Here is a 19,831-nt window from a genome sequence, read left to right on the forward strand (position 1 = left end):
TTTTCCTGTGTCGCTTCTCACTGTGCGGTGCTACTGTAAGTGAACACGTTGCCAAGTAAGGGGTTCGGCCCACCGAGGAGATACCGATGCGTCAGATTCGCCATCCGATGAGTCGTGCCATCTACGAGTTCGACCAGGACTACAACGTTCTCGTCACCACTAGGGACGGAAAGACCGGCACATTCGACCCCGAGGGTCGTTACCTGCACGGTGAGGTCAGATCGGTGGACCCCGAGATGGCTCGCTGGGTGGGGCTCGGCCCCCGCGAACCGGTACCCATCACCCAGAACCGCCGATTCATGGGCGCGGCGAAGCTCCTCGAGAGGATGCAGGCGGACCGACTCGCCGAGGAAGCCCGCGCCGCGCACGCCACCGAAGGGGGCACACAGTGACCGACATCGACTCCCGCGCCACAGATCGTCACGCATCAGACGACGAACACGGCGAGTACGCCGGTGGCTACCAGCGGCTGCTCGACACCGACACCCACCCCGTCCCGCCGGTGCTGAGGGAAGAGACCCACGAGCTCTACGAGGACCAGAGCTTCATCCCGGTCTCGCGCTATATCCGCCGCGAATACCACGAGCTCGAGCGGGATCGCATGTGGTACAAGGTCTGGCAGATGGCGTGCCGCGAGGAGGAGATCCCCGAGCCGGGGGACACGCACGTCTACGAGATCTGCGAGAAGTCCATCCTGGTCGTCCGCGGCAAGGACATGTCGATCCGGGCCTTCTACAACTCCTGCCTGCACCGGGGACGCACGCTCCGGGAGGAGAGCGGCCCCGCCGGTCACGACCTCCGCTGTCCGTTCCACGGGTTCTGCTGGAACCTCGACGGCTCCCTGAAGTCCATGACCTGCGAGTGGGACTTCCCCCACGTGGACAAGGCGGAGATGGATCTCCCCCAGGTCAAGGTGGACACGTGGGGCGGATTCGTCTTCATCAACATGGACCCGGAATCGGAGTCACTGGCGAGTTTCCTCGGCGATCTGGACAAGCACTTCGAGGGCTGGCCGCTGGAGGACCGTTACATCCAGGCCCATGTGGCCAAGGTGATCGACGCCAACTGGAAGATCGCCCAGGAGGCGTTCTCCGAGGCGTTCCACGTGGTCACGACCCATCCCCAGCGCGTGGTGGGGACCGGTGACTCGAACAGCCAGTACGACACCTGGGGCAACTTCAATCGCGGCATCACCGCGAACGGCGTGCCCAGCCCGCACATCAGGTTCACCCCGACCGAGCAGGAGATGTTCGATTCGATGGTGGACGCGCGGATCGACGAGGACCCGCTGGTCACGTTGCCGGACGGCGTCACCGCCAGGGAGATGTCCGGCATGCTCGCCCGCGAGGGTCTGCGGGAGGTGATCGGGGACTTCAAGGCCGACAACATGTCGGACGCGGAATCTCTCGACAGCATCTACTACACGGTGTTCCCCAACTTCCATCCTTGGGGCGCCTACCAGCGCATCGTCTACCGCTTCCGGCCCAACGGCGACGACCACGAGACCTCCATCATGGACGTCTACCTCCTCGCCCCGTTCTCGGGTCCGCGGCCTCCCGCCGCCAAGGTCGAGTGGCTCACCCCGGAACAGACCTGGATCGACGCGACGGTGCTCGGGAGCTCGGCCCGGGTGTTCGATCAGGACGCCTACAACATGCCGAAGGTGCATCGCGGATTGAAGACGACGACGAGGAAGCTGCTTCCGATGGCGCGGTACCAGGAGATCAAGATCCGTCACATGCACCACCTCCTCGCCAAGTGGGTCGGCGAGGAGGTCGACTGATCCGTCAGCGCCTCACAGTTGCCATCGGACCGGCTGGGCGATGACGGCGGCGAGGTGCCGGCGGTAGTAGCGTGCCGACTCCTTGTTGAAAGCGTCCATCGTCGTCGCCGCCCGGTCCGGATCTCGTGACCGCAGTGCGTCGAGCACGTCCTGCTGCATCTCCACCGCCGCGAGGCGCGTCGCCATGGGGTGCTCGTCCGGCTCGGCGTCGCGCACCAGCAACCAGAGCGCCTCCATGACGATGCGAAGGGCAGGGTTGCCCGTCGCCTCGTACACCCCCCGTTGGAAGTCGGCGTTGCCGAGCTGGAAGCGGGCGTAGTCGCCCGGGTCCTCCCGCATCCGGTCGAGTGCGTCCTGCATGGCCTCGAGTCGGGCGTCATCGACGTGCCGGGCCGCCTCGCGGGCGACCGTCGGCTCCAGCATCAGCCGGACGTCGATGACGTCGCTGATGGTGGCGCCGTCGATCTGGAGGAAGAGCTTCACGATACTGCCCAGGGACGTCAGCTCCGGACGGGTGGCGACCGGGCCGCCACCGATCCCGGCCTTGATGGTGACGAGGTCGCGGCTCTCCAGCAGGCGCAGGGCTTCGCGGACGGTGGTTCGCGCGACGCCGAATTCGGCGACCATCTCCTTCTCGGTCGGTAGTCGCTGGCCGACCTCCACGGACCCGCCCAGGATGTCGTCGGCGATGCGGTTGGCGATCCGCGCGGACATCTTGGGCTCGCGGGGCCGTGGCGGCGGGTCTGGCTCGGTGGTCACGTCGGGGGTTCCCCCAGTACTAGGCGGTGGGTCCGATCACTGTACCCATCGGCGCACCCAGGCTTCGCACAACTCTGTACATATTTAGCGATTCTCGATACTGTAGGCACTGTCAGGAAAGTGGCGCCCCGGACGCGACACCCGCGGCGGTGCCGACGGAACGCCCAGAGGCAGGAGTGTGCGATGCCAGATCACGCGACGCCGGAGCGCGACCTCGAGCGCAGTCTGGTGCTGACGCGACCAGAGGCCGGCATCGCGCTACTGGAACTGGCCCGGGGCAAGGTCAACGCGATCGATCGGACGATGTACCACGAGATCGCCGACACCTTCGACGCCTTGTCCGACGACCCGTCCGTCCGTGTGATCGTGGTGACCGGTCGGGGACGAATCTTCTGCGCGGGCAACGATCTCAAGGCGTTCGAGAGCATGGACGCCACCAATGGTGACGTCGAGATGCGTGCCGCGCGACGCGCGCTACTGGGCGTGCGCGGGTGTGCCCTCCCGGTGATCGCCGCGATCAACGGCCCCGCGCTCGGCAGCGGCTTCGGCCTCGCCGCGCTCTGCGATCTGGTGATCGCCTCCGAGCGGGCGACCTTCGGTCTGCCGGAGATGAACGTCGGCGTCCTCGGTGGCGGCAGGTTCACCGCGCGCATGCTCCCAGAGCAGGCCATGCGCCGGATGTTCTTCACGGCCGAGCCCGTCGCCGCGGAGACCCTCCGCCTCTGGGGTGCCCCCATCGAGGTCGTGGCGCACGAGTCCCTGCTCGAGACCGCCATGGCCCGTGCGCGGTCGATCGCGGAGAAGAGCCGGCACGCGTTGGTGCTCGCCAAGCAGTCGCTGAACGGTTGCGAGGACCTCGATCTCCGGAGGGGCTACGAGCTCGAGCAGTCGTTCACGGTGAGGCTCTCCGAACACCCCGACTCCAAGGCGGCGCTCGCCTCGCGGATGGCCGAGCTCTCCGGAGAAGGCCGATGACGCCCACCCCGCAGTCGCTCGCCCACCTCGACAGCGAGGACTTCGCCGTCGTCGCGCGCGAGTGGCTGGACGCCAACCTGCCGCGGAGGACGACCGCGGACGTCGAGCCGTCCTACGCCATCTTCCACAACCGCGGTCACGACGAGGAGCGCGCGCTCATCGACGAGGCCCGTGCCTGGCAGGCGAGGCGGATGGATGCCGGATTCGGCGCGATCACGTGGGACACGACGTGGGGCGGATCGGGATTGTCGGCCTCACACGAGCGCGTGTACACGGCCCTGGAGCGTGAGTACTCGGCCCCGGACCGACACGAGAACGTGCTGGTGACGGTGGAGTTGGTCGCGCCCACCATCCTGGCGCTCGGGACCGACGCGCAGCGCGACCGGTTCATCGTCCCGTTCCTCCGAGCCGACGAACTCTGTTGCCAACTCTTCTCCGAGCCCGGAGCCGGGTCCGATCTCGCGAGCCTGTCCACCAGGGCGGTCCGCACCGGCGACTCGTGGACTCTCAACGGGCAGAAGGTCTGGACCTCAGGTGCGCAGTTCTCCGAGTGGGGACTCCTGCTCGCCAGATCGGACACCGCGGCCCCCAAGCACAAAGGGATGACGGCGTTCATGGTGCCCATGGACGCCCCGGGCATCGAGACGCGCCCGATCCGGCAGATGTCGGGCGGTTCCACGTTCAACGAGGTGTTCCTCAACGACGTCACCCTCTCCGACGAGTGGCGGCTGGGAGCCGAGGGGGACGGGTGGACGGTGGCCCTCACCACGCTGGGTTTCGAGCGCAATTCGAGTGCCGGGATCGTCAGCGCGGGCGGCAACTCGGCCGATCTCGTCCGCCTGGCGAGGAGTCTCGGGATCACCGGCGACCCCCTGGTCCGCCAGCGACTCGCGGAGGCCGCGATCTATGAGCGCGCCTCGGCATTGATGGTCTCCCGTCACGCCGAGCGCGTGCAGTCCGGAGCGGTACCCGGGGTGGAGGGATCCGTGGGCAAGCTCGTGTGGACGCAGAACCTCACGCGGATCGGCGACGCGGCCGCATCGTTCCTGGGGCCTGCCATCATCACGGACACCGGTGCCGCGGACACGTTCGCGTGGACCGAGCATCTCCTGGGTGCGCCCGGTTACAGGATCGCGGGCGGGTCCGACGAGATCCAGCGGAACATCATCGGCGAGCGCGGCCTGGGTCTGCCCCGCGAGCCCCACTAGCAACCCCAGGAGCGACATGGCACTCGAACTCACGGTGGAGCAGGCGGACCTGCGCGACGCATTGCGCCGCGCGCTCGCCGGCACCGGTCCGGGCGACGACGTCTCCGGGCTGGTCGGTCAGATGGGCCTCCTCGAGATCCCGATCCCGGAGCAGTACGGCGGCGCCGGATACGGACTCAAGGACGTCGCCGTGGTGATGGGGGAACTCGGCCGGACCCTCGGGCGGGCCCCGTTCCTCCCGTCCGCCGTCCGGGCCGGCTGGGCCCTGGCCCTCGCGGGCTCCCCGGACAGCCGCGCGCGGTACCTGCCCGGGATCGCCGCGGGCACCTCTCTGGCCGCTCTCGTCACCGGACCCCGATTCGCCGACTCCGGTGTCACCGCGGTGCGCACCGGCGACACCCTCACCCTCAGCGGCAGCCAACCGGCGGTGATCGGGGCCGAGGAGTGCGACCTGCTCGTGGTGGTCGCGGTGGGCCGGGAGGGACCCGAGCTCGCGGTCATCGAGGCCGACGCGGACGGGGTCGCACTCCACCCACGCGAGAGCCTGGACCTCACGCGTTCGTTGACGACCGTGGATTTCGACGGCGCACAGGCGTCCGCCGTCGGGGGCCCCGGGGTGCGCGAGGGACTGGAGCGCGTGGAGGCGTTCTGCCTCACCGCTCTCGCGGCCGAGGAGGTGGGAGCGGCCCGCCGGTGTCTCGAACTATCCGTCGACCACTGCTCGTCCCGTGAGCAGTTCGGCCGTGTGATCGGGTCGTTCCAGGCCATCAAGCATCGCCTGGTGGACATGTACGTCGCGGTGGAACTCGCCGAGGCCGCGGTGCTCGACGCCGCGGGCTCCGACGACCTGCCCACCGCCGAACTCGCGGTCGCGGCGGCGACGGCACAGGTCCTCGCCTCCCGGGCCGCGGTGTACGCCGCCGAGGAGTCCATCCAGGTCCACGGCGGGATCGGTTTCACCTGGGAACACCCGCTCCACCACTACTTCCGGCGGGCCAAGACCGATCAGTTGATCCTCGGCGACATCCCCGTCCACGCCGAGACGGTGGCCGCCGCACTCCTCGAGGGGCCTTGACCGCCGACCGGCTGTGCCGGTCACTCGACGACCATCAGCAGGTCGCCCGCGGCGACGTCGGTCGGGTGGTCGACGAGGGTCCGGGTCACCAGCCCCTCGTGGGTGGCGGTGATCGAGGCCTCCATCTTCATGGCCTCGATCGTGGCCACCACGTCACCACGCGCCACGACGTCGCCGGCCTGCACGGCGAGCGTGACGACACCCGAGAACGGTGCCGGCACGTGCCCGGGGATGCTCGGGTCCGCCTGCTCCGCCTGCGGGGTCGAGTCGGTCACCCCGCGGTCTCGCACCCGAACGGGGCGCAGCTGACCATTGAGGATGCACAGGACGTTGCGCATCCCCGCCTCATCGGGTTCGGAGATCGCCTCGAGACCGATCAGCAGCGTCACCCCCTTCTCCAGCTCCACCCGGTGCTCCTCGCCCTGCCGCAGTCCGTAGAAGTACTGGTTCGTGGACAGCCGTGAGGTGTCGCCGTGGCGAGCACGGTGATCGGCGAAGTCCCGGGCGGGGGTGGGGAACAACAGGCTGTTCAGTACCTCCCGTCTCCCGGCCGGGTTCCCTCGCAGGGCCTGGCACTGCTCTGCGGTGAGGGGCGTGACACCACGTGGGGCCGCGCGTCCCTCGAGAGCGCGAGACCGCAGCGGTTCGGGCCACCCGCCGGCGGGTTCACCCAGGTCCCCGCGGAGGAAGTCGATCACGGACGAAGGGATGTCGAAGTCGGCAGGGTTCTCGGCGAAGTCGGCGGCGGAACGTCCGGCGCCGACCAGGGCGAGTGCAAGGTCCCCGACCACCTTCGACGACGGGGTGACCTTGGTCGGTCGCCCGAGCACGCGATCGGCGCCGGCGTAGGCCCTCTCCACGTCCTCGAAGCGGTCCGCGAGCCCCAGGGCGACCGCCTGCTGGCGGAGGTTGGACAGCTGCCCGCCCGGGATCTCATGGGTGTACACCCTCCCGGTCGGGGCGGGGAGGCCGGACTCGAACGGCGCGTAGTTCGATCGCACCGCCGCCCAGTACGGCTCGAGGTCACAGACGGACTGCAGATCCAACCCGGTGTCCCGCGTCGTGTGCTGCACCGCGGCGACGATCGCGGAGATCGCCGGTTGGCTGGTCGTCCCCGCGAGAGCCGCGCTCGCGCCGTCTACCGCGTCGACCCCGGCCTCCCACGCCGCGAGGTAGGTCGCGAGTTGCCCACCCGGCGTGTCGTGGGTGTGCAGGTGCACCGGGAGGTCGAACCGGGAGCGCAGCGCTCCGACCAGGGTGGCCGCGGCCGGGGGACGGAGAAGCCCCGCCATGTCCTTGATCGCCAGGACGTGCGCTCCGGCCTCGACGATCTGCTCGGCCAACCGAAGGTAGTAGTCGAGCGTATAGAGCTGTTCTCCGGGATCTGACAGATCGCCGGTGTAGGACATGGCGACCTCGGCGACCGCGGACCCGGTCCCGGCCACCGCGTCGATCGCCGGCCGCATCGCCTCCACGTTGTTCAACGCGTCGAAGATACGGAAGATGTCGACGCCGGTCGAGGCGGCCTCCCGGACGAACGCGTGTGTCACCACCTCCGGGTACGGGGTATACCCCACCGTGTTCCGTCCGCGAAGCAACATCTGTATGCAGAGGTTGGGCATGGCTTCGCGGAGCTGCGCGAGCCGGTCCCACGGGTCCTCGTTGAGGAACCTCAGAGCGACGTCGAACGTCGCGCCGCCCCAGGCCTCGACCGACAGCAGCTGAGGTGTCATCCGTGCGACGTGGGGCGCAACCGCCGCCAGGTCGCGGGTCCGGACCCGCGTCGCGAGGAGCGACTGGTGCGCGTCACGGAAGGTGGTGTCGGTGACCGCGAGCGCGTCCGAGGCTCGGAGGTCGGCGGCGAATCCCACGGGCCCCATCCGTTGCAGCCGTTGACGCGAACCGGCCGGGGGTGTCGTCGACAAGTCGATCGGTGGGAGCTTGTCGACGGCGTACACGGTGGACGGCCGTTCCCCGTGCGGACGGTTCACGGTCACGTCGGCTAGGTAGCGGAGGATGCGGGTTCCGCGGTCCGCTGACGCGTGCCGATCGAGCAGCTCGGGATGCGCTTCGATGAACCCGGTCGTGACGTTCCAGTCGGCGAAGTCCGGGCTCTCCAGGACAGCCTGCAGGAACGGGATATTCGTCGTGACGCCACGCACGCGGAACTCGGCTATGGCGCGACGGGCGCGGGTGCGGGCGGTGGTCAGGTCGCGGCCGCGGCAGGTGAGCTTCACCAGCATCGAATCGAAGTGTGGACTGATCTCCGATCCGAGACCCACGCTGCCGTCCAGGCGCACGCCCGACCCGCCCGGGGTCCGATACGCGGTGATCCTGCCGGTGTCGGGCCGGAACCCGTCAGTGGGGTCCTCCGTGGTGATGCGGCACTGCACCGCGGTACCCCGGATCCTGATGGACTCCTGGTCCAGGCCGATCTCGGCCAGGGTCTCGCCGGCCGCGATACGCAGCTGCGCCGCGACGAGGTCCACATCGGTGATCTCCTCGGTGACCGTGTGTTCCACCTGGATGCGGGGATTCATCTCGATGAAGACGTGCCGTCCCTGTCGATCGAGGAGGAACTCCACGGTCCCGGCTCCGCTGTACCCGATGTGGCGGGCGAAACTCACGGCGTCGTCGCAGATCCGGCGGCGCAGCTCGTCGTCCAACCCGGGCGCCGGTGCCACCTCGATGACCTTCTGGTGGCGGCGCTGAAGAGAGCAGTCGCGTTCGAACAGGTGGATCACCTCGCCAGTGGAGTCGGCCAACACCTGCACCTCGATATGGCGGGGCTCCACGACGGCCTCCTCGAGGAACACGGTGGGGTCGCCGAACGCGGTCATGGCTTCCCGGGCCGCCGCCTCGATGGCCTCTCGGAGCCCGGCGCGGTCGGCCACGCGTCTCATGCCCCTGCCACCACCGCCGGCGACGGCCTTGACGAAGACGGGGAACCGCAGTTTCTCGGCCGCCGATGTCAGCTCCTCGACGTCCCGCGAAGGTGGCGTCGAGGCGAGGACCGGAAGGCCGGCGGCCCGAGCGGCGGCGACAGCCGTCGATTTGTCACCGGCCAGTTCCAGCACCTCGACAGACGGGCCGACGAAGGTCAGACCGGCCTCGGCGCAGGCGGCTGCCAGCGCCGGGTTCTCCGACAGGAATCCGTAGCCGGGGTAGACGGCGTCCGCGCCGGATCGGAGTGCGGCACCGATGATCTCGTCGACGGAGAGGTAGGCGCGGACCGGATGGCCGGCCTCGCCTATCTGGTAGGACTCGAACGCCTTGGCCCGGTGGCCCGAGTTCCGGTCCTCCTCCGGGAACACCGCGACCGTGGAAGCGCCGAGTTCGACCGCCGCGCGGAATGCGCGCACGGCGATCTCGCCCCGATTGGCTACAAGCACCTTCGCGAACATGGGGCTCCCTCCGTAGTGACCTGTGTCCTGTAGTGACCTGTGTCTCGTGGAACTCTGACAGTAACTAGAGAAGCTATCAAGTTCTAGTTCCAAGTAGAAGACCCAAAAGTCCAGCGAGCTGGGCAAAAAAATATCTCTGTACAGGTTTCAATCGCGTGGCTGTTTCTATAGTGTGACTTGAAATACACCGTTCGAGGAGGACCGATGACCGACCCTCAGACCGAGAGCGCCGTAGGCGACCACTGGATCACCGACTGGGAGTTCAGCGAGCGCTACCCCGTCTACACCCGAGCCAATGCCGGCGAGGTCCTGCCGGACCCGTCGAGCCCGCTGAACGTGACGCTCGTGTGGAACAAGGGGCTCAACATCGGGTGGCGGGAGGGCTACACCAAGCACCTCGGTACCCATCTCCCCGAGGAGATCGACGAGACGATGCCGGAGATCATCGGGAACTTCGGGGGCTACCACTACACCAATTTCTCGATGACCGAACTCAACGGCGCCCGGCTCCCGGGGCTCACGGTCCCGGTCTGGAACAGTCTCTGGGTGGGTGACCACCCCGAGTTGCCCGAGTACACGCCGAAGCCCGGCGACGAGAATGCCGAACTCACGGCCGGACTGGCGGAGAAATCCGCCTGGGCGTTGACGACCACGGAGTATCCGGAGGCGGAGGAGGCCAAGCGACGGGCTGATCGTGCCCGCGAGGAGCGGCCGGACCTCGGTTCCCTGTCGGATCGGGACCTGGTCGATCACGCGCGGTCGTTCGTCGACGACCTCATCTTCTGCTACGGCTACCACCCGGTCACCACGACGCTGTCCACCATGGGGCCTGCCGTGGCCGGCGCGCTGCTCGAGTCGATCGGAGAATCCGACAAGCTGGGCATCCTTCTGAGCGGATTGGGAGGAGTGGACTCGGCCGCGCCGTCATTCGCGATGTGGAAGCTCGGGCGCCTCGCCGCGGGGTCCGAGGCGCTCACTGCCATCTTCGAGAGCGGTCTGTCGACCGCGCTCGAAGCGATCGAGACCAGCGACGAGGACGATGTCAAGACCTTTCGGACCGAGTTCGACGACTTCCTCTACAAGTACGGATCCCGGGCGCCGAACGAATGGGACATCCGCTCGGACAGTTGGGAGACGAACCCGGTGCTCGCTCTCCTGGCCATCAACGGGATGCGTCTGAGTCCCGACGACGCCGACCCCGAGCGCATTCTGCAGCGAAACCGGGAGAAGCGAATCGCGCTGACCGCAGAACTCGCGGACAAGATGCCCGACGACGCCACACGGCAGAGTTTCCTCGATGCGGCCGGATCGATCACCCGATTCATGCCGTGGCGCGAACGCACCAAGACCGCCTGCGTGAAAGTGATGGGCGAGATGCGCGCGGCCCTGTACGAACTCGGTCACCGGATGGTCGAGGCGGGGGTGATGGACGACCACCACGACATCACCATGCTGCTCGATGACGAACTCGACGCGTTCGTCGATGATCCGAAGTCGTTCTCCGGGACGATCGCCGAGCGCAGGGTGCAGTACCAGGCGTTGTTCGACCTGCAACCGCCGTTCTTCCTCTTCGAACCACTACCGCTGTCGGAGTGGCCGCGTCGAACCGAGCACAAGGTCGCGCCCGCGATTCCGGGAGATGTCCTCGCCGGGGTCGGTGGCGCTCCCGGGGTGGTCCGCGGCCGTGCGCGAATCATGCACGATCCCTATGACGCCGGCCAACTCGAAGAGGGCGACATATTGGTTGCACCGCAGACCGATCCGGCGTGGACGCCATTATTCGTCTTCGCAGGTGGGGTCGTGGTGAATGTCGGCGCGACCATCACCCACTCCTCGATCGTCTGTCGCGAACTGGGGATTCCGTGTGCGGTGTCCGTCCAGGACGCGACGGCCCGCATCCCCGACGGGGCCATGATCGAAGTCGACGGCAACACCGGGACCGTGACGATCCTCTGATGCAGATCGGACTCGCGCTGCCCCAGCTCGGTGAGCACGTCGACGCGGCGGCCGTATGCGACTTCGCCAGGAATGCCGAACAGCTCGGTTTCGCCGGACTGTGGGCCCAGGAACACCTGTTCTATCCGGAACAGAACGAGTCCGTCTACGGGGGTCGGCACACCACATCGGTGCATCCCGCCTACCGATCGGTGCTCGGGGCGACAGAGCTCATGGCCTACACCGCCGCGGTCACCGACTCGGTACTCGTGGGGAGCAGCATCCTGGTGGCGGGCTATCACCGACCGGTGGAGCTGGCGCAACGGCTGGCCACTCTGGACGTGCTCTCGGGCGGGCGGTTGATCGCCGGTCTGGGGGTGGGGTGGTCGGATGAGGAACACGCACAGATGGACGTCGACCCGCGCACGCGCGGTCGACGGATGGATGAGTTGGTCCGCGCCGTCGAGGCCTGCTGGGCACCCGATCCGGTGGAGTTCTCCGGGGAGTTCTTCGACATCCCGCGATCCGTCGTGCGGCCCAAGCCCGTACAGCGACCGCGCCCGCCGTTGCTCTCGGGCCTGCGTTCGGATCGGGGACTCGCGCGCACCGCCGCGTTGTTCGACATCTGGAATCCGAGCAGTGGGACGGTCGACGCCCTGCGTGAGCAGATGTCGACCCTCGCCTCGGCCCGGCCCGCGGACCGTGCACCGGTCCGGTTGTTCCTCCGCAGTTATCTCCAACGCCCGACAGACGAGGTCGGGTCGGGTGGTCAGGGCACCGAGGGTGTGATTCGTGATCTGGAGACCGCCATCGCCGTCGGGGCGGAGCACTTCATCGTCGAGTGCAACTTCTCGGACGAGGTGCGCTCGCCCGCGGACTGGGCGGCGATGCCGGCCCGCCTGGCAGTACTCATAGAGATGGCCGAGGCGGCGAGCGCCGGGGCCGAGAAGGAGAAGGTGTAGTGAAGGCTGCAGTGTTCAACGGGACCGGACCCACGTTGCGGATCGAGGAGATCCCTCGACCGGTCCCGCGTCGCGGCGAGGTACTCCTCGAGGTCGCGGCGTGCGGGGTGTGCCACACGGACCTCCACGTGCTGAAGTCCGAGGTCGCCTTTCCCACCCCTGCCGTGCTCGGGCACGAGGTCTCCGGTGTGGTGACGGAACTCGGCGAGGGCGTCGACTCCCTGGCGATCGGCGACCGGGTGGTGTGCAGCTTCATCATGCCGTGCGGGGACTGCCGCCATTGTGTCGGCGGCCTCGAGGATCTCTGCGAGAAGTTCTTCGCGCACAACAGACTCAACGGAACCCTCTACGACAGTGAGACCAGGCTGCACCGATCGGATGGCTCGCCGCTGGCGATGTACTCGATGGGTGGTCTCGCCGAGTACTGCGTGGTCCCGGCCTCCGATGCCTTCCGCGTCCCGGACGCGATCGGCCTCGGCGAGGTGTCGATCCTCGGCTGCAGCTCGTTCACCGCCCTCGGCGCGATCAACAATGCCGAGCTGGGGCTCGCGGACCGCATCGCCGTGGTCGCCGCGGGGGGAGTGGGCTCGTCGATCGTCCAGTTCGCCGCCGCCGCGGGCGTGTCGCAGATCATCGCCATCGACATCAGTGACGACAAGCTCGCCGCCGTGGCCGCACTGGGCGCCACGCACACCGTCAACTCACGCGAGACCGATGTCGTCGCCGCCGTGAGGGAGCTCACCGACGGCCACGGGGTGACCGTGGCCTTCGAGGCACTCGGAAGCCCGGCGACCTTCGCCACTTCGCTGGACATCCTCGACGACGGCGGGCGTGCCGTGGTCGTAGGCATCGCCCCTGCCGGATCGGCGGGCTCGGTCGATCTCGCGCGACTGGTCCGCCGGAAGCTCGAGATCCGCGGGTCCTACGGCGCCAAGGCCCGTCGGGACATGCCGACGCTGCTGCGGATGGTCGAGGGTGGGACCGTCGCACCCGAGGAGGTCATCACCCGACGCTACAGCCTGGACGAGGTCGACGACGCCTACCAGGCACTCGCGCGAGGTGAGATCATCGGCCGCGCGATCGTCGAGATGAAGCGGGCCCCGTGACGGTCGTGGGGTCTCGCAGCCCGGTGTGCGTCGTCACCGGCGCAGGGTCCGGCATCGGTCGCGCGGTGGCCGAGATCGTCGCCGAGCGTGGGGGCGCGGTCGTCGCCGTCGACACCTCCACCGAGGGTCTGTCCTGGTGCGTCGATCACCCCCGCGTCTCCGCGCTCGTGGGCGATGTGACCGATCCGGGCGTCAACGAGGAGGCGGTCGCGCGAGCCGAGGCGGCCCACGGGCACCTCGACGCCCTGGTCCTCAACGCCGGCGTCGCGGCCTCCGGCCCGCTCGAGGAGCTCGACATGGCGGTGTTCGACCGGTCGATCGAGGTCAATCTACGCGCGGTGGCGTTGGGGGTGCGTGCGGCTGCCCCGGCGATGCGACGAAACACGGGTGGTTCGATCGTCGTCACCGCCTCCGCGACCGCGTTCGGCGGGGAGCCCGGACGCTGGCCGTACGCTGCGGCGAAAGCGGGGGTGGTCAATATGGCCCGGTCTTTCGCCATCGATCTCGCCGCCTCCGCGATCCGCGTGAACGCGGTCTGCCCCGGCCCCATCGAGACCGGGATGACCCGCCGCATCGCGGACACCGCCCCGGAACGCTACGAGGAGCTACGCCGGATGGTCCCCCTGCAGCGGTGGGGTACGGCACGCGAGGTCGCGGAGGTGGTGGCGTTCCTGCTGTCCGACGCCGCGTCGTTCGTGACCGGTGCCGCGATTCCGGTCGACGGGGGTGCGACCTGCGGAAGCGGCCAGTCCGCACCTCCGTTCGTGCCCCGAGAAGTCCTCTAGAGACGAGGGTCGACGAGCACCTTGGTGTGGGCGCTGTCACCGGAGCCGAGTTCGTTGAACATGGCCTCGAGGTCGTCCAGGCCGATGGTGCCGGTGTGCAGGGACGCGACGTCGATCCGGCCCTCGGCCACCAGGGTCATGGCGCCCAGGAAATCCGAGTGCGAGTAGGCGAGGGAACCGATCACGGTGAGTTCCCGGCTCTGCCAGTCCCCGTAGCTCACCGAGGAGTCCGTTCCCGGGTAACCGAGCAGCGCGAGGGTACCGCCGCGCCGGACGAGTTCGGCCGACGGCTGGAACAGCGACGCCACCCCGGAGCACTCGAAGAGGACGTCGGCCCCGAGCCCGCCGGACAGCTCGGCCAGCACCTCCCGTAGCTCCTCCGGGCGCACGACATCGGTGAACCCCAGCGCGACGGCCGTCGAGCGCCGTGCCTCCGACGGTTCGGAGATCACCACGCGGCCGGCTCCACCGACCCGCGCGTGCTGCGCGGTCAGCAGGCCGATTGGTCCGGCGCCCTGGACCACGACGGTTGCGCCCAGTGTGATCCCTGCGCGTCGGACCGCGTGGAAGGTGACCGTCGCCGGTTCCATCAGGCCGGCTTCGACGTCGGACAGCGCGTCGGGGACCGGTATGGCGCGCCGGGCCGACACGCGGATCCGGGTCCCGAATCCCCCGTGCTCCGGCGCGCCGTCAGAGACCCCGTTCGCCTCGGCGAAGGCGAGATCGCAGTGGTCGGCGTGCCCGGCGCGACACTGCGCGCAGTCCCCGCACGCGGGCCCGACACCGGCCACCACGCGCTGGCCCACCTTGAGATGCGAGACCCGGGACCCGACCGCCGCGATCGTGCCCGACCACTCGTGCCCGAAGACGGCTGGCGGGAGCGCCGCCGACTCGTATCCGTGGGTGTCGGTCGCACAGATCCCGCAGAACCCGATGTCCACCACCACCTGATCGTCGCCGGGCGTCAGGTCACCGTCGGTGACGATCTCCGCGGTCCGCGGAGCCACCATCCGGACGAAACGGTCCGTGTGCTCGTCATATGCCATGGCCACACTCACTTTCCAGTCATTCGTTCGACGATGGGCGCGAACTGCTCGAACGCGCGGTCCCCGATGGTGAAGTAGGAGAAACCGAACTCCTCGCGTCGCTGCTCGAGCTGATCGCAGATCTCGTCGACCGACCCGACCAGCGCGTGGGGGAAGGACCGCAGCTCCCCCGAGGTGAATCCCGTGCGCTGCATGAGCGCGTTCTCGGTGACGTCGGTCGCTCCGTCGATGGCGATGAAGTACGCGCCGGTCTCGAGTTCGATGTCCGGCATCCGGTCGCCCGCTCCGGCGCGCACCCAGGCGAGCTTCCTGTGCGTCTCGGCCACCGTCGAGGTGGCCACGCTGTCCGACCCGAGCCGCCCCGAGCGGTTGTTGAAGTTGACACTGACGATGTCGGCGGCGGCACCCGCGAGCGTGAGGACCCGCCGGGCGCCACCGCCGATCATGAGCGGGGGAGCCTGGTCCGGCACCGGCAGCGGCGCGAAGCCCGTGGCGCGCACCTGCGATCCGTCGACGTGGATCGGCTCTCCCGCGAAGTGCTGCCGGCACAATTCGACGGTCTGTGCGAGACGGTCGACCCGCTCACCGGCGGTCGGGAAGGGGATGCCCATCGCCTCGTACTCTCTACCCAGCCACCCCGCGCCCAGACCGACCTCGATACGACCGGGCGCGAACATCGCCAGGGTCGCCGCCTCCTTGGCGAGCACCACGGGCTCGTGATAGCTGGTGCAGAACATGCGGCAGCCGATCGCGATCGAGCTGGTCACCTCGGCGGCCACGGCCATGCTCGCGATCGGTGCGAGGGTCACCGGGCGGTGCGCGGTCGGGTCCAGTGCGGGACCCGGACCGATGTAATGGTCGGACACGTGCAGGGCGGAGTAGCCCAGGTCCTCCACCTTGCGGGCGACGTCGCGCCAGTCGGCACCGGTCTCGGCCCGGTAGACCTGGGCGGCGAAGCGAAACGGTCGAGGGGTGTCCGGTGTCATGAGGTCACTTCCAACTGTTCGGAGGGTGTGCTCGCCGGGCTCGGCGATCGTGGCGCCCGATGTGCGTCCGTGGATGGCACCCGGGAGAGGAGGCGGTGGGTCGCGGTCCCGAGCTCGATCGCCCAGCCGCGCGGGTCCGCCCGCCCGCGCGCCGATGGGACCTCCACGCTGACCGAGGCACCCGCCAGGGTCCGGGCGATCGCGGCCAACGGAAGTGTGCCCGTGCCGGGTGCCAACCGGTTGCCCCGGGCCTCGGTGATCGCGGCGTTGTCGTCGGCGGCCGGTCCGGCCCGGGAGGCGTCACTGATCTGCCAGTAGGGAATGGGGAGTTCACCGATCGCGGCCAGTCCGGCCACGGTCCCGCCGGCGCGCGACCAGTGGAGGGCGTCCAGGAGCAGGCCCGACCCGCGGGCACCGGAGCGGGCGGTCAGGGCGCGTCCCGCCTCGAGGTCGCGGACGGCGCTGAAGACCATGGGTTCGAGGCAACACCGCATGCCGTTCGCCGCCGCCGCGGCCGTCAGCGCGGCGAAGTTGTCCCCCGCCCGGCCGGCGTCCCCGTCGAGGACGGTGGCGAGCACGTACCGCGCACCGAGTGCTGCTCCGGCCGCCAGCACCGGGTCCCAGTCCAACGAGGACGAACCGGGGTGCAGCTTGATCACCTCGACGTCGAGCACCGACAGCCCGTGGTCGTCGAGCGCCCTGAGGGTGTCGGCGAGCATCGGTGAGCCCTCGGTGAGCACGTGACCCCGGTCCCCGTACCCGGCGGCCACGCGCACGCCCACGGCATCGAAACCGCCCGCGGCCGCGTACTCGACCAGCTGGGGAGGTGTCACATCGATGGCGGACAGCGACGCGAGCGAGACGATCCTCCCGGTCATCCGTCCTCGCCCGGGCTCCGTGCGAGTTCCGCGGCCCTCTCGCGCGCCAGCGTGAGCACCTGCGGATTGCCGGTGTTCCACAGCACGGTCAGGCGCTTCGCGCAGATGCGCCAGTCATCGTCGACCCGCACCACGTCATCGGTGTAGAACCCCCCGATGGTGAAGACCGCGTCACCCGCCGCGTCGGGCAGGACGTGCTCGGCGCGCACGTACGCGACCACCCGGCCGGTGCCCTCTGCGGAGTCGACCGAGATGTCGAAGTTCGACAGAAAGTGCTGGGAGGCGCTCAGTCCGGGGAAGAGCATGCGCCCGCGATCCACCCAGTCGTCGGCGCGGAACCGACCCTCGCTTCCCGGCCGGTAGCTGGTGTAGTCGATGTCGATCTGATCGGTGAACACCGATCGGTACAGGGTCCAATCGCGCAGATCGATGCCACGTGCGAAGCGCGCCATGAGGCGGACTATCGAGTCGACGTCGGAGGTCATCGTTCGGTCTCCTTCGGTGGGAGGTGCCGGGGTTGGCGAGTCAGGCGGGCATCTGCAACGAGATCTTCTCGAAGTACTCCTCCAGGCCGTCGGGTCCGAGTTCGCGGCCGATACCGGACTTCTTCATTCCGCCGAACGGGGCGAACGGGTTGAACCGTCCCCCGTTGATCGCGACCTGACCGGTCCGGAGTCGACGGGCGATCGCGACCGCGGCGTCGTCGTCGGACGCGAACACCGCGCCGGAGAGACCGAAGTCGGAATCGTTCGCGATGCGTACCGCGTCGTCGATCCCCGAGTACCCCAGCACGGTGAGAACCGGGCCGAAGACCTCCTCCCGGGCGATGGCAGCGGTGTTGTCCACCCCGCTGATCACAGTCGGGCGCACGAAGAAGCCACCGGACAGCCTGGCGTCGAGGCCGTGGACCGCGCCGGCGCCACCGGCCACCACCCGCGCGGATGCCGGCACCGTGTCGAGATAGCGGTGGACCGTGCGCTGTTGGTCGGCCGAGGCCATTGGTCCGATCTCTATCGCCGGGTCGAGTGGGTCGCCTATCGACATTCCACCGACGCGTTGCGCGAGCCAGGCTTCGACCTCACCGAGGATCTCCTGTGGGACCAGAAGGCGGGTGGTGGCAGCGCACGTCTGTCCGTTGTTGACGAAGCACCCCCGCACCGCTGCCGTCAGAGCGGCTTCCAGATCGGCCCCCGGCGCCACGATGAACGCCGACTTCCCGCCGAGCTCAAGGGCGACTTTCTTGATGCTGGATGCAGCGATCTCAGCTACCGTCGCGCCCGCGCCCGTCGACCCGGTCAGGCTGATCATGTCCACGTCCGGATGGGCCGCCAGGCGCTGCCCGACCACGCGTCCGGATCCGGAGACGATGTTGAGGGCCCCGGCCGGCAGCCCGATCTCCTCCGCGATGTCGGCGACGACGAAGGCGGCCAGGGGTGCGACGCTGCTGGGCTTCACGACGGACGTGCACCCCGCGGCGAGGGCCGGGGCCACCTTTGCGGCCAACTGGTAGAGCGGATAGTTCCACGGAGTGATGGCGCCCACCACGCCCACCGGGACCCGGAGGATGCGTGAGTTCCCACGGCGCTCCTCCGCCGGGAGCGCCTCGAGGGAATCGGCCATCGTCCTGAACACCGTGACGCCGAGCCCGACCTGCACCGATTTCGACCGCTCGATCGGTGTCCCCACCTCGCGTGCCATGAGTGTCGCCAACTCCGTCGATCGGGCATCGAGCTGGTCGGCAAATCGGCGCAGCGTCGCGACGCGCTCGGCCACGGGGACCCGAGACCACTCGGGGAAGGCCCGGGCGGCGGCCTCTACGGCGGCGTCGCAGTCCGCGGTGGTCCCGGCCGGGACCTGCCCCATGGCCGCGCCTGTCGCGGCGTCCAGGACCTCGATCCGGCCGTCTTCCGTCGAGGGGACCCACCTGCCCCCGATGTAGAGCCTCGTGCGTTCTTCCACGCCCAGTCCTCCCGTCCGTGCGGCCAGCCGCCCGGTGGCGTCGTGGCGTGTCGTGTCATGTGTCACATTCCGGACGCAACCATACCGAACTAGAAGTCAAGTATGTAGCGCGTTCTCGCATCCCTGTACATATTTGGCCGAAGTTTCTTGACATCGACTCCTGCTGGGGTAAATTATGACCATCGTCACAAAGCGATGAAGGTGAGCGGACGGTCACGTGTCGATCTCGGGACGCCTGCGTAGCCGCCGTCATGCCCCTCGTCCCGACAGGGACCCGAATCCCGCACCCAGGAGCATCATGAATGACCTCGCGATCAACATCTCCGAGCCAGTGACCGCAGCGGACGAGCTGGTCGTCCTGGTCATGAGGGGAATGCACCGGGGGCAGGTCAGCCCCGCCCTGCAGGAGGTCATCGACTCCGATCTCGCGCTGGCCAAGGGGCCGATGGTGATGCCGAGCTCGAGCGGCATCACCGAGGCCGGCCGGCTTGTGCGACTGGAGGAGGGTGGCGAGGCCGAGACCGTCGTCACCGAGTTCCTCCACGCCTTCCTCCCCGTCAACCGTCGACTCCGCGAGCTCTGTACCGCGTGGCAGTGCCGTCCCGACGGCTCGGTCAACGACCACTCCGACCCGCAGTACGACGCGCGGCTGCGGGATCAGCTCGACGACATCCACACTGACGTCAGCAAGCTCCTGCGACGGGCGGGAAAGACGGTTCCGGAGATGCTCGACCACCGTGACCGCCTTCGGGTCGCGCTCGAACGTTTCGACGGCGGGGACACGGCATCACTGACCTCCCCGCTGACCGATGGCTATCACACGGTGTGGATGTGGCTGCATCAGCACGTCCTGATGATGCTGGGGGTCTCCCGCGCCGAGGACGAGGCGCTCGAGGCGGAGCTCGTCGCCGGCGCTGCGGGATGACCCTCTCCGACAGTGCGGTCCACACGCTCACACGAATCGCCGTTC

General features: G+C 68.7%; 17 protein-coding genes. 10 read left to right on the forward strand and 7 right to left on the reverse strand.

Annotated elements, in window-relative coordinates; translation table 11 throughout:
• The first annotated feature begins 86 nt into the window (after positions 1 to 86).
• Both ABIE38_RS17610 and ABIE38_RS17615 read left to right on the forward strand, forming a co-directional pair.
• Positions 87 to 392, forward strand: a complete 306-nt coding sequence (locus ABIE38_RS17610; RefSeq protein ID WP_354058495.1) for a hypothetical protein — start codon at positions 87 to 89, stop codon at positions 390 to 392.
• Positions 389 to 1,783 (forward strand): aromatic ring-hydroxylating oxygenase subunit alpha, encoded by a 1,395-nt coding sequence (locus tag ABIE38_RS17615; protein ID WP_354058497.1) that lies wholly within the window; start codon positions 389 to 391, stop codon positions 1,781 to 1,783. The genes ABIE38_RS17610 and ABIE38_RS17615 overlap by 4 nt, the downstream gene beginning before the upstream one ends.
• 12 nt (positions 1,784 to 1,795) lie before the next feature.
• Here ABIE38_RS17615 and ABIE38_RS17620 read toward each other — a convergent pair whose 3' ends face one another.
• A complete protein-coding gene (locus ABIE38_RS17620; protein ID WP_354058499.1) occupies positions 1,796 to 2,542 on the reverse strand; it encodes a FadR/GntR family transcriptional regulator in 747 nt (248 codons plus the stop codon).
• A 183-nt stretch (positions 2,543 to 2,725) separates the two neighbouring features.
• Between ABIE38_RS17620 and ABIE38_RS17625 the strand changes: the two genes are divergently transcribed.
• Genes ABIE38_RS17625 through ABIE38_RS17635 form a run of 3 tightly spaced genes read left to right on the forward strand, consistent with a single transcriptional unit; the run spans position 2,726 to position 5,800 of the window.
• Positions 2,726 to 3,517, forward strand: a complete 792-nt coding sequence (locus tag ABIE38_RS17625) for an enoyl-CoA hydratase-related protein (RefSeq protein ID WP_354058501.1) — start codon at positions 2,726 to 2,728, stop codon at positions 3,515 to 3,517.
• A complete protein-coding gene (locus ABIE38_RS17630) occupies positions 3,514 to 4,725 on the forward strand; it encodes an acyl-CoA dehydrogenase family protein (protein ID WP_354058502.1) in 1,212 nt (403 codons plus the stop codon). The genes ABIE38_RS17625 and ABIE38_RS17630 overlap by 4 nt, the downstream gene beginning before the upstream one ends.
• Before the next feature lie 16 nt (positions 4,726 to 4,741).
• Entirely contained in the window at positions 4,742 to 5,800 is a 1,059-nt protein-coding gene (locus tag ABIE38_RS17635; protein ID WP_354058504.1) for an acyl-CoA dehydrogenase family protein, read from the forward strand.
• A 20-nt stretch (positions 5,801 to 5,820) separates the two neighbouring features.
• Here the strand turns inward: ABIE38_RS17635 and ABIE38_RS17640 are convergent, their stop codons facing one another.
• The gene (locus ABIE38_RS17640; RefSeq protein ID WP_354058506.1) at positions 5,821 to 9,204 is read right to left on the reverse strand and encodes a pyruvate carboxylase; all 3,384 of its coding nucleotides are present in this window, start codon (positions 9,202 to 9,204) and stop codon (positions 5,821 to 5,823) included.
• Positions 9,205 to 9,408: 204 nt separating this feature from the next.
• Here ABIE38_RS17640 and ABIE38_RS17645 point away from each other — a divergent pair, with 204 nt between their 5' ends.
• The 4 genes from ABIE38_RS17645 to ABIE38_RS17660 are packed head-to-tail and all read left to right on the forward strand — an operon-like array spanning position 9,409 to position 13,992.
• Entirely contained in the window at positions 9,409 to 11,160 is a 1,752-nt protein-coding gene (locus tag ABIE38_RS17645) for a PEP-utilizing enzyme (protein ID WP_354058508.1), read from the forward strand.
• A complete protein-coding gene (locus ABIE38_RS17650) occupies positions 11,160 to 12,101 on the forward strand; it encodes a TIGR03619 family F420-dependent LLM class oxidoreductase (RefSeq protein WP_354058510.1) in 942 nt (313 codons plus the stop codon). The genes ABIE38_RS17645 and ABIE38_RS17650 overlap by 1 nt, the downstream gene beginning before the upstream one ends.
• Complete coding sequence (locus ABIE38_RS17655) at positions 12,101 to 13,207, forward strand: zinc-binding dehydrogenase (protein ID WP_354058511.1); 1,107 nt, start codon at positions 12,101 to 12,103, stop codon at positions 13,205 to 13,207. The genes ABIE38_RS17650 and ABIE38_RS17655 overlap by 1 nt, the downstream gene beginning before the upstream one ends.
• Positions 13,204 to 13,992 carry an SDR family NAD(P)-dependent oxidoreductase gene (locus ABIE38_RS17660; RefSeq protein WP_354058512.1) on the forward strand — a complete coding sequence of 263 codons (789 nt, stop codon included), beginning with the start codon at positions 13,204 to 13,206 and terminating at the stop codon, positions 13,990 to 13,992. The genes ABIE38_RS17655 and ABIE38_RS17660 overlap by 4 nt, the downstream gene beginning before the upstream one ends.
• On the opposite strand, the gene ABIE38_RS17665 is transcribed toward ABIE38_RS17660, so the two are convergent.
• Genes ABIE38_RS17665 through ABIE38_RS17685 form a run of 5 tightly spaced genes read right to left on the reverse strand, consistent with a single transcriptional unit; the run spans position 13,989 to position 18,861 of the window.
• Positions 13,989 to 15,038 (reverse strand): zinc-dependent alcohol dehydrogenase, encoded by a 1,050-nt coding sequence (locus tag ABIE38_RS17665; RefSeq protein WP_354058514.1) that lies wholly within the window; start codon positions 15,036 to 15,038, stop codon positions 13,989 to 13,991. The genes ABIE38_RS17660 and ABIE38_RS17665 overlap by 4 nt on opposite strands.
• Positions 15,039 to 15,046: 8 nt before the next feature.
• Positions 15,047 to 16,024 carry a TIGR03621 family F420-dependent LLM class oxidoreductase gene (locus ABIE38_RS17670; protein WP_354058516.1) on the reverse strand — a complete coding sequence of 326 codons (978 nt, stop codon included), beginning with the start codon at positions 16,022 to 16,024 and terminating at the stop codon, positions 15,047 to 15,049.
• Positions 16,021 to 16,902 (reverse strand): sugar phosphate isomerase/epimerase family protein, encoded by an 882-nt coding sequence (locus ABIE38_RS17675; RefSeq protein WP_354058518.1) that lies wholly within the window; start codon positions 16,900 to 16,902, stop codon positions 16,021 to 16,023. The genes ABIE38_RS17670 and ABIE38_RS17675 overlap by 4 nt, the downstream gene beginning before the upstream one ends.
• Positions 16,899 to 17,387 (reverse strand): nuclear transport factor 2 family protein, encoded by a 489-nt coding sequence (locus ABIE38_RS17680; RefSeq protein WP_354058520.1) that lies wholly within the window; start codon positions 17,385 to 17,387, stop codon positions 16,899 to 16,901. Before ABIE38_RS17680 ends, ABIE38_RS17675 begins: the two co-directional genes overlap by 4 nt.
• A 40-nt stretch (positions 17,388 to 17,427) precedes the next feature.
• Entirely contained in the window at positions 17,428 to 18,861 is a 1,434-nt protein-coding gene (locus ABIE38_RS17685; RefSeq protein WP_354058522.1) for an aldehyde dehydrogenase family protein, read from the reverse strand.
• 298 nt (positions 18,862 to 19,159) lie between these two features.
• On the opposite strand from ABIE38_RS17685, the gene ABIE38_RS17690 reads away from it, so the two are divergent.
• Positions 19,160 to 19,786, forward strand: a complete 627-nt coding sequence (locus ABIE38_RS17690; protein ID WP_354058523.1) for a hypothetical protein — start codon at positions 19,160 to 19,162, stop codon at positions 19,784 to 19,786.
• Positions 19,787 to 19,831: the final 45 nt, after the last annotated feature.

The organism is Dietzia sp. 2505, assembly GCF_040546785.1.
Lineage (GTDB): Bacteria > Actinomycetota > Actinomycetes > Mycobacteriales > Mycobacteriaceae > Dietzia.

Bases quoted from the DNA above. Each gene is read 5' to 3' on its own strand.
- ABIE38_RS17665 (WP_354058514.1), bottom strand. From the start codon at position 15,038: ATGGCATATGACGAGCACACGGACCGTTTCGTCCGGATGGTGGCTCCG.
- ABIE38_RS17635 (WP_354058504.1), top strand. From the start codon at position 4,742: ATGGCACTCGAACTCACGGTGGAGCAGGCGGACCTGCGCGACGCATTG.
- ABIE38_RS17690 (WP_354058523.1), top strand. From the start codon at position 19,160: ATGAATGACCTCGCGATCAACATCTCCGAGCCAGTGACCGCAGCGGAC.
- ABIE38_RS17675 (WP_354058518.1), bottom strand. From the start codon at position 16,902: ATGACCGGGAGGATCGTCTCGCTCGCGTCGCTGTCCGCCATCGATGTG.
- ABIE38_RS17650 (WP_354058510.1), top strand. From the start codon at position 11,160: ATGCAGATCGGACTCGCGCTGCCCCAGCTCGGTGAGCACGTCGACGCG.
- ABIE38_RS17610 (WP_354058495.1), top strand. From the start codon at position 87: ATGCGTCAGATTCGCCATCCGATGAGTCGTGCCATCTACGAGTTCGAC.
- ABIE38_RS17645 (WP_354058508.1), top strand. From the start codon at position 9,409: ATGACCGACCCTCAGACCGAGAGCGCCGTAGGCGACCACTGGATCACC.
- ABIE38_RS17625 (WP_354058501.1), top strand. From the start codon at position 2,726: ATGCCAGATCACGCGACGCCGGAGCGCGACCTCGAGCGCAGTCTGGTG.
- ABIE38_RS17640 (WP_354058506.1), bottom strand. From the start codon at position 9,204: ATGTTCGCGAAGGTGCTTGTAGCCAATCGGGGCGAGATCGCCGTGCGC.
- ABIE38_RS17680 (WP_354058520.1), bottom strand. From the start codon at position 17,387: ATGACCTCCGACGTCGACTCGATAGTCCGCCTCATGGCGCGCTTCGCA.
- ABIE38_RS17630 (WP_354058502.1), top strand. From the start codon at position 3,514: ATGACGCCCACCCCGCAGTCGCTCGCCCACCTCGACAGCGAGGACTTC.
- ABIE38_RS17670 (WP_354058516.1), bottom strand. From the start codon at position 16,024: ATGACACCGGACACCCCTCGACCGTTTCGCTTCGCCGCCCAGGTCTAC.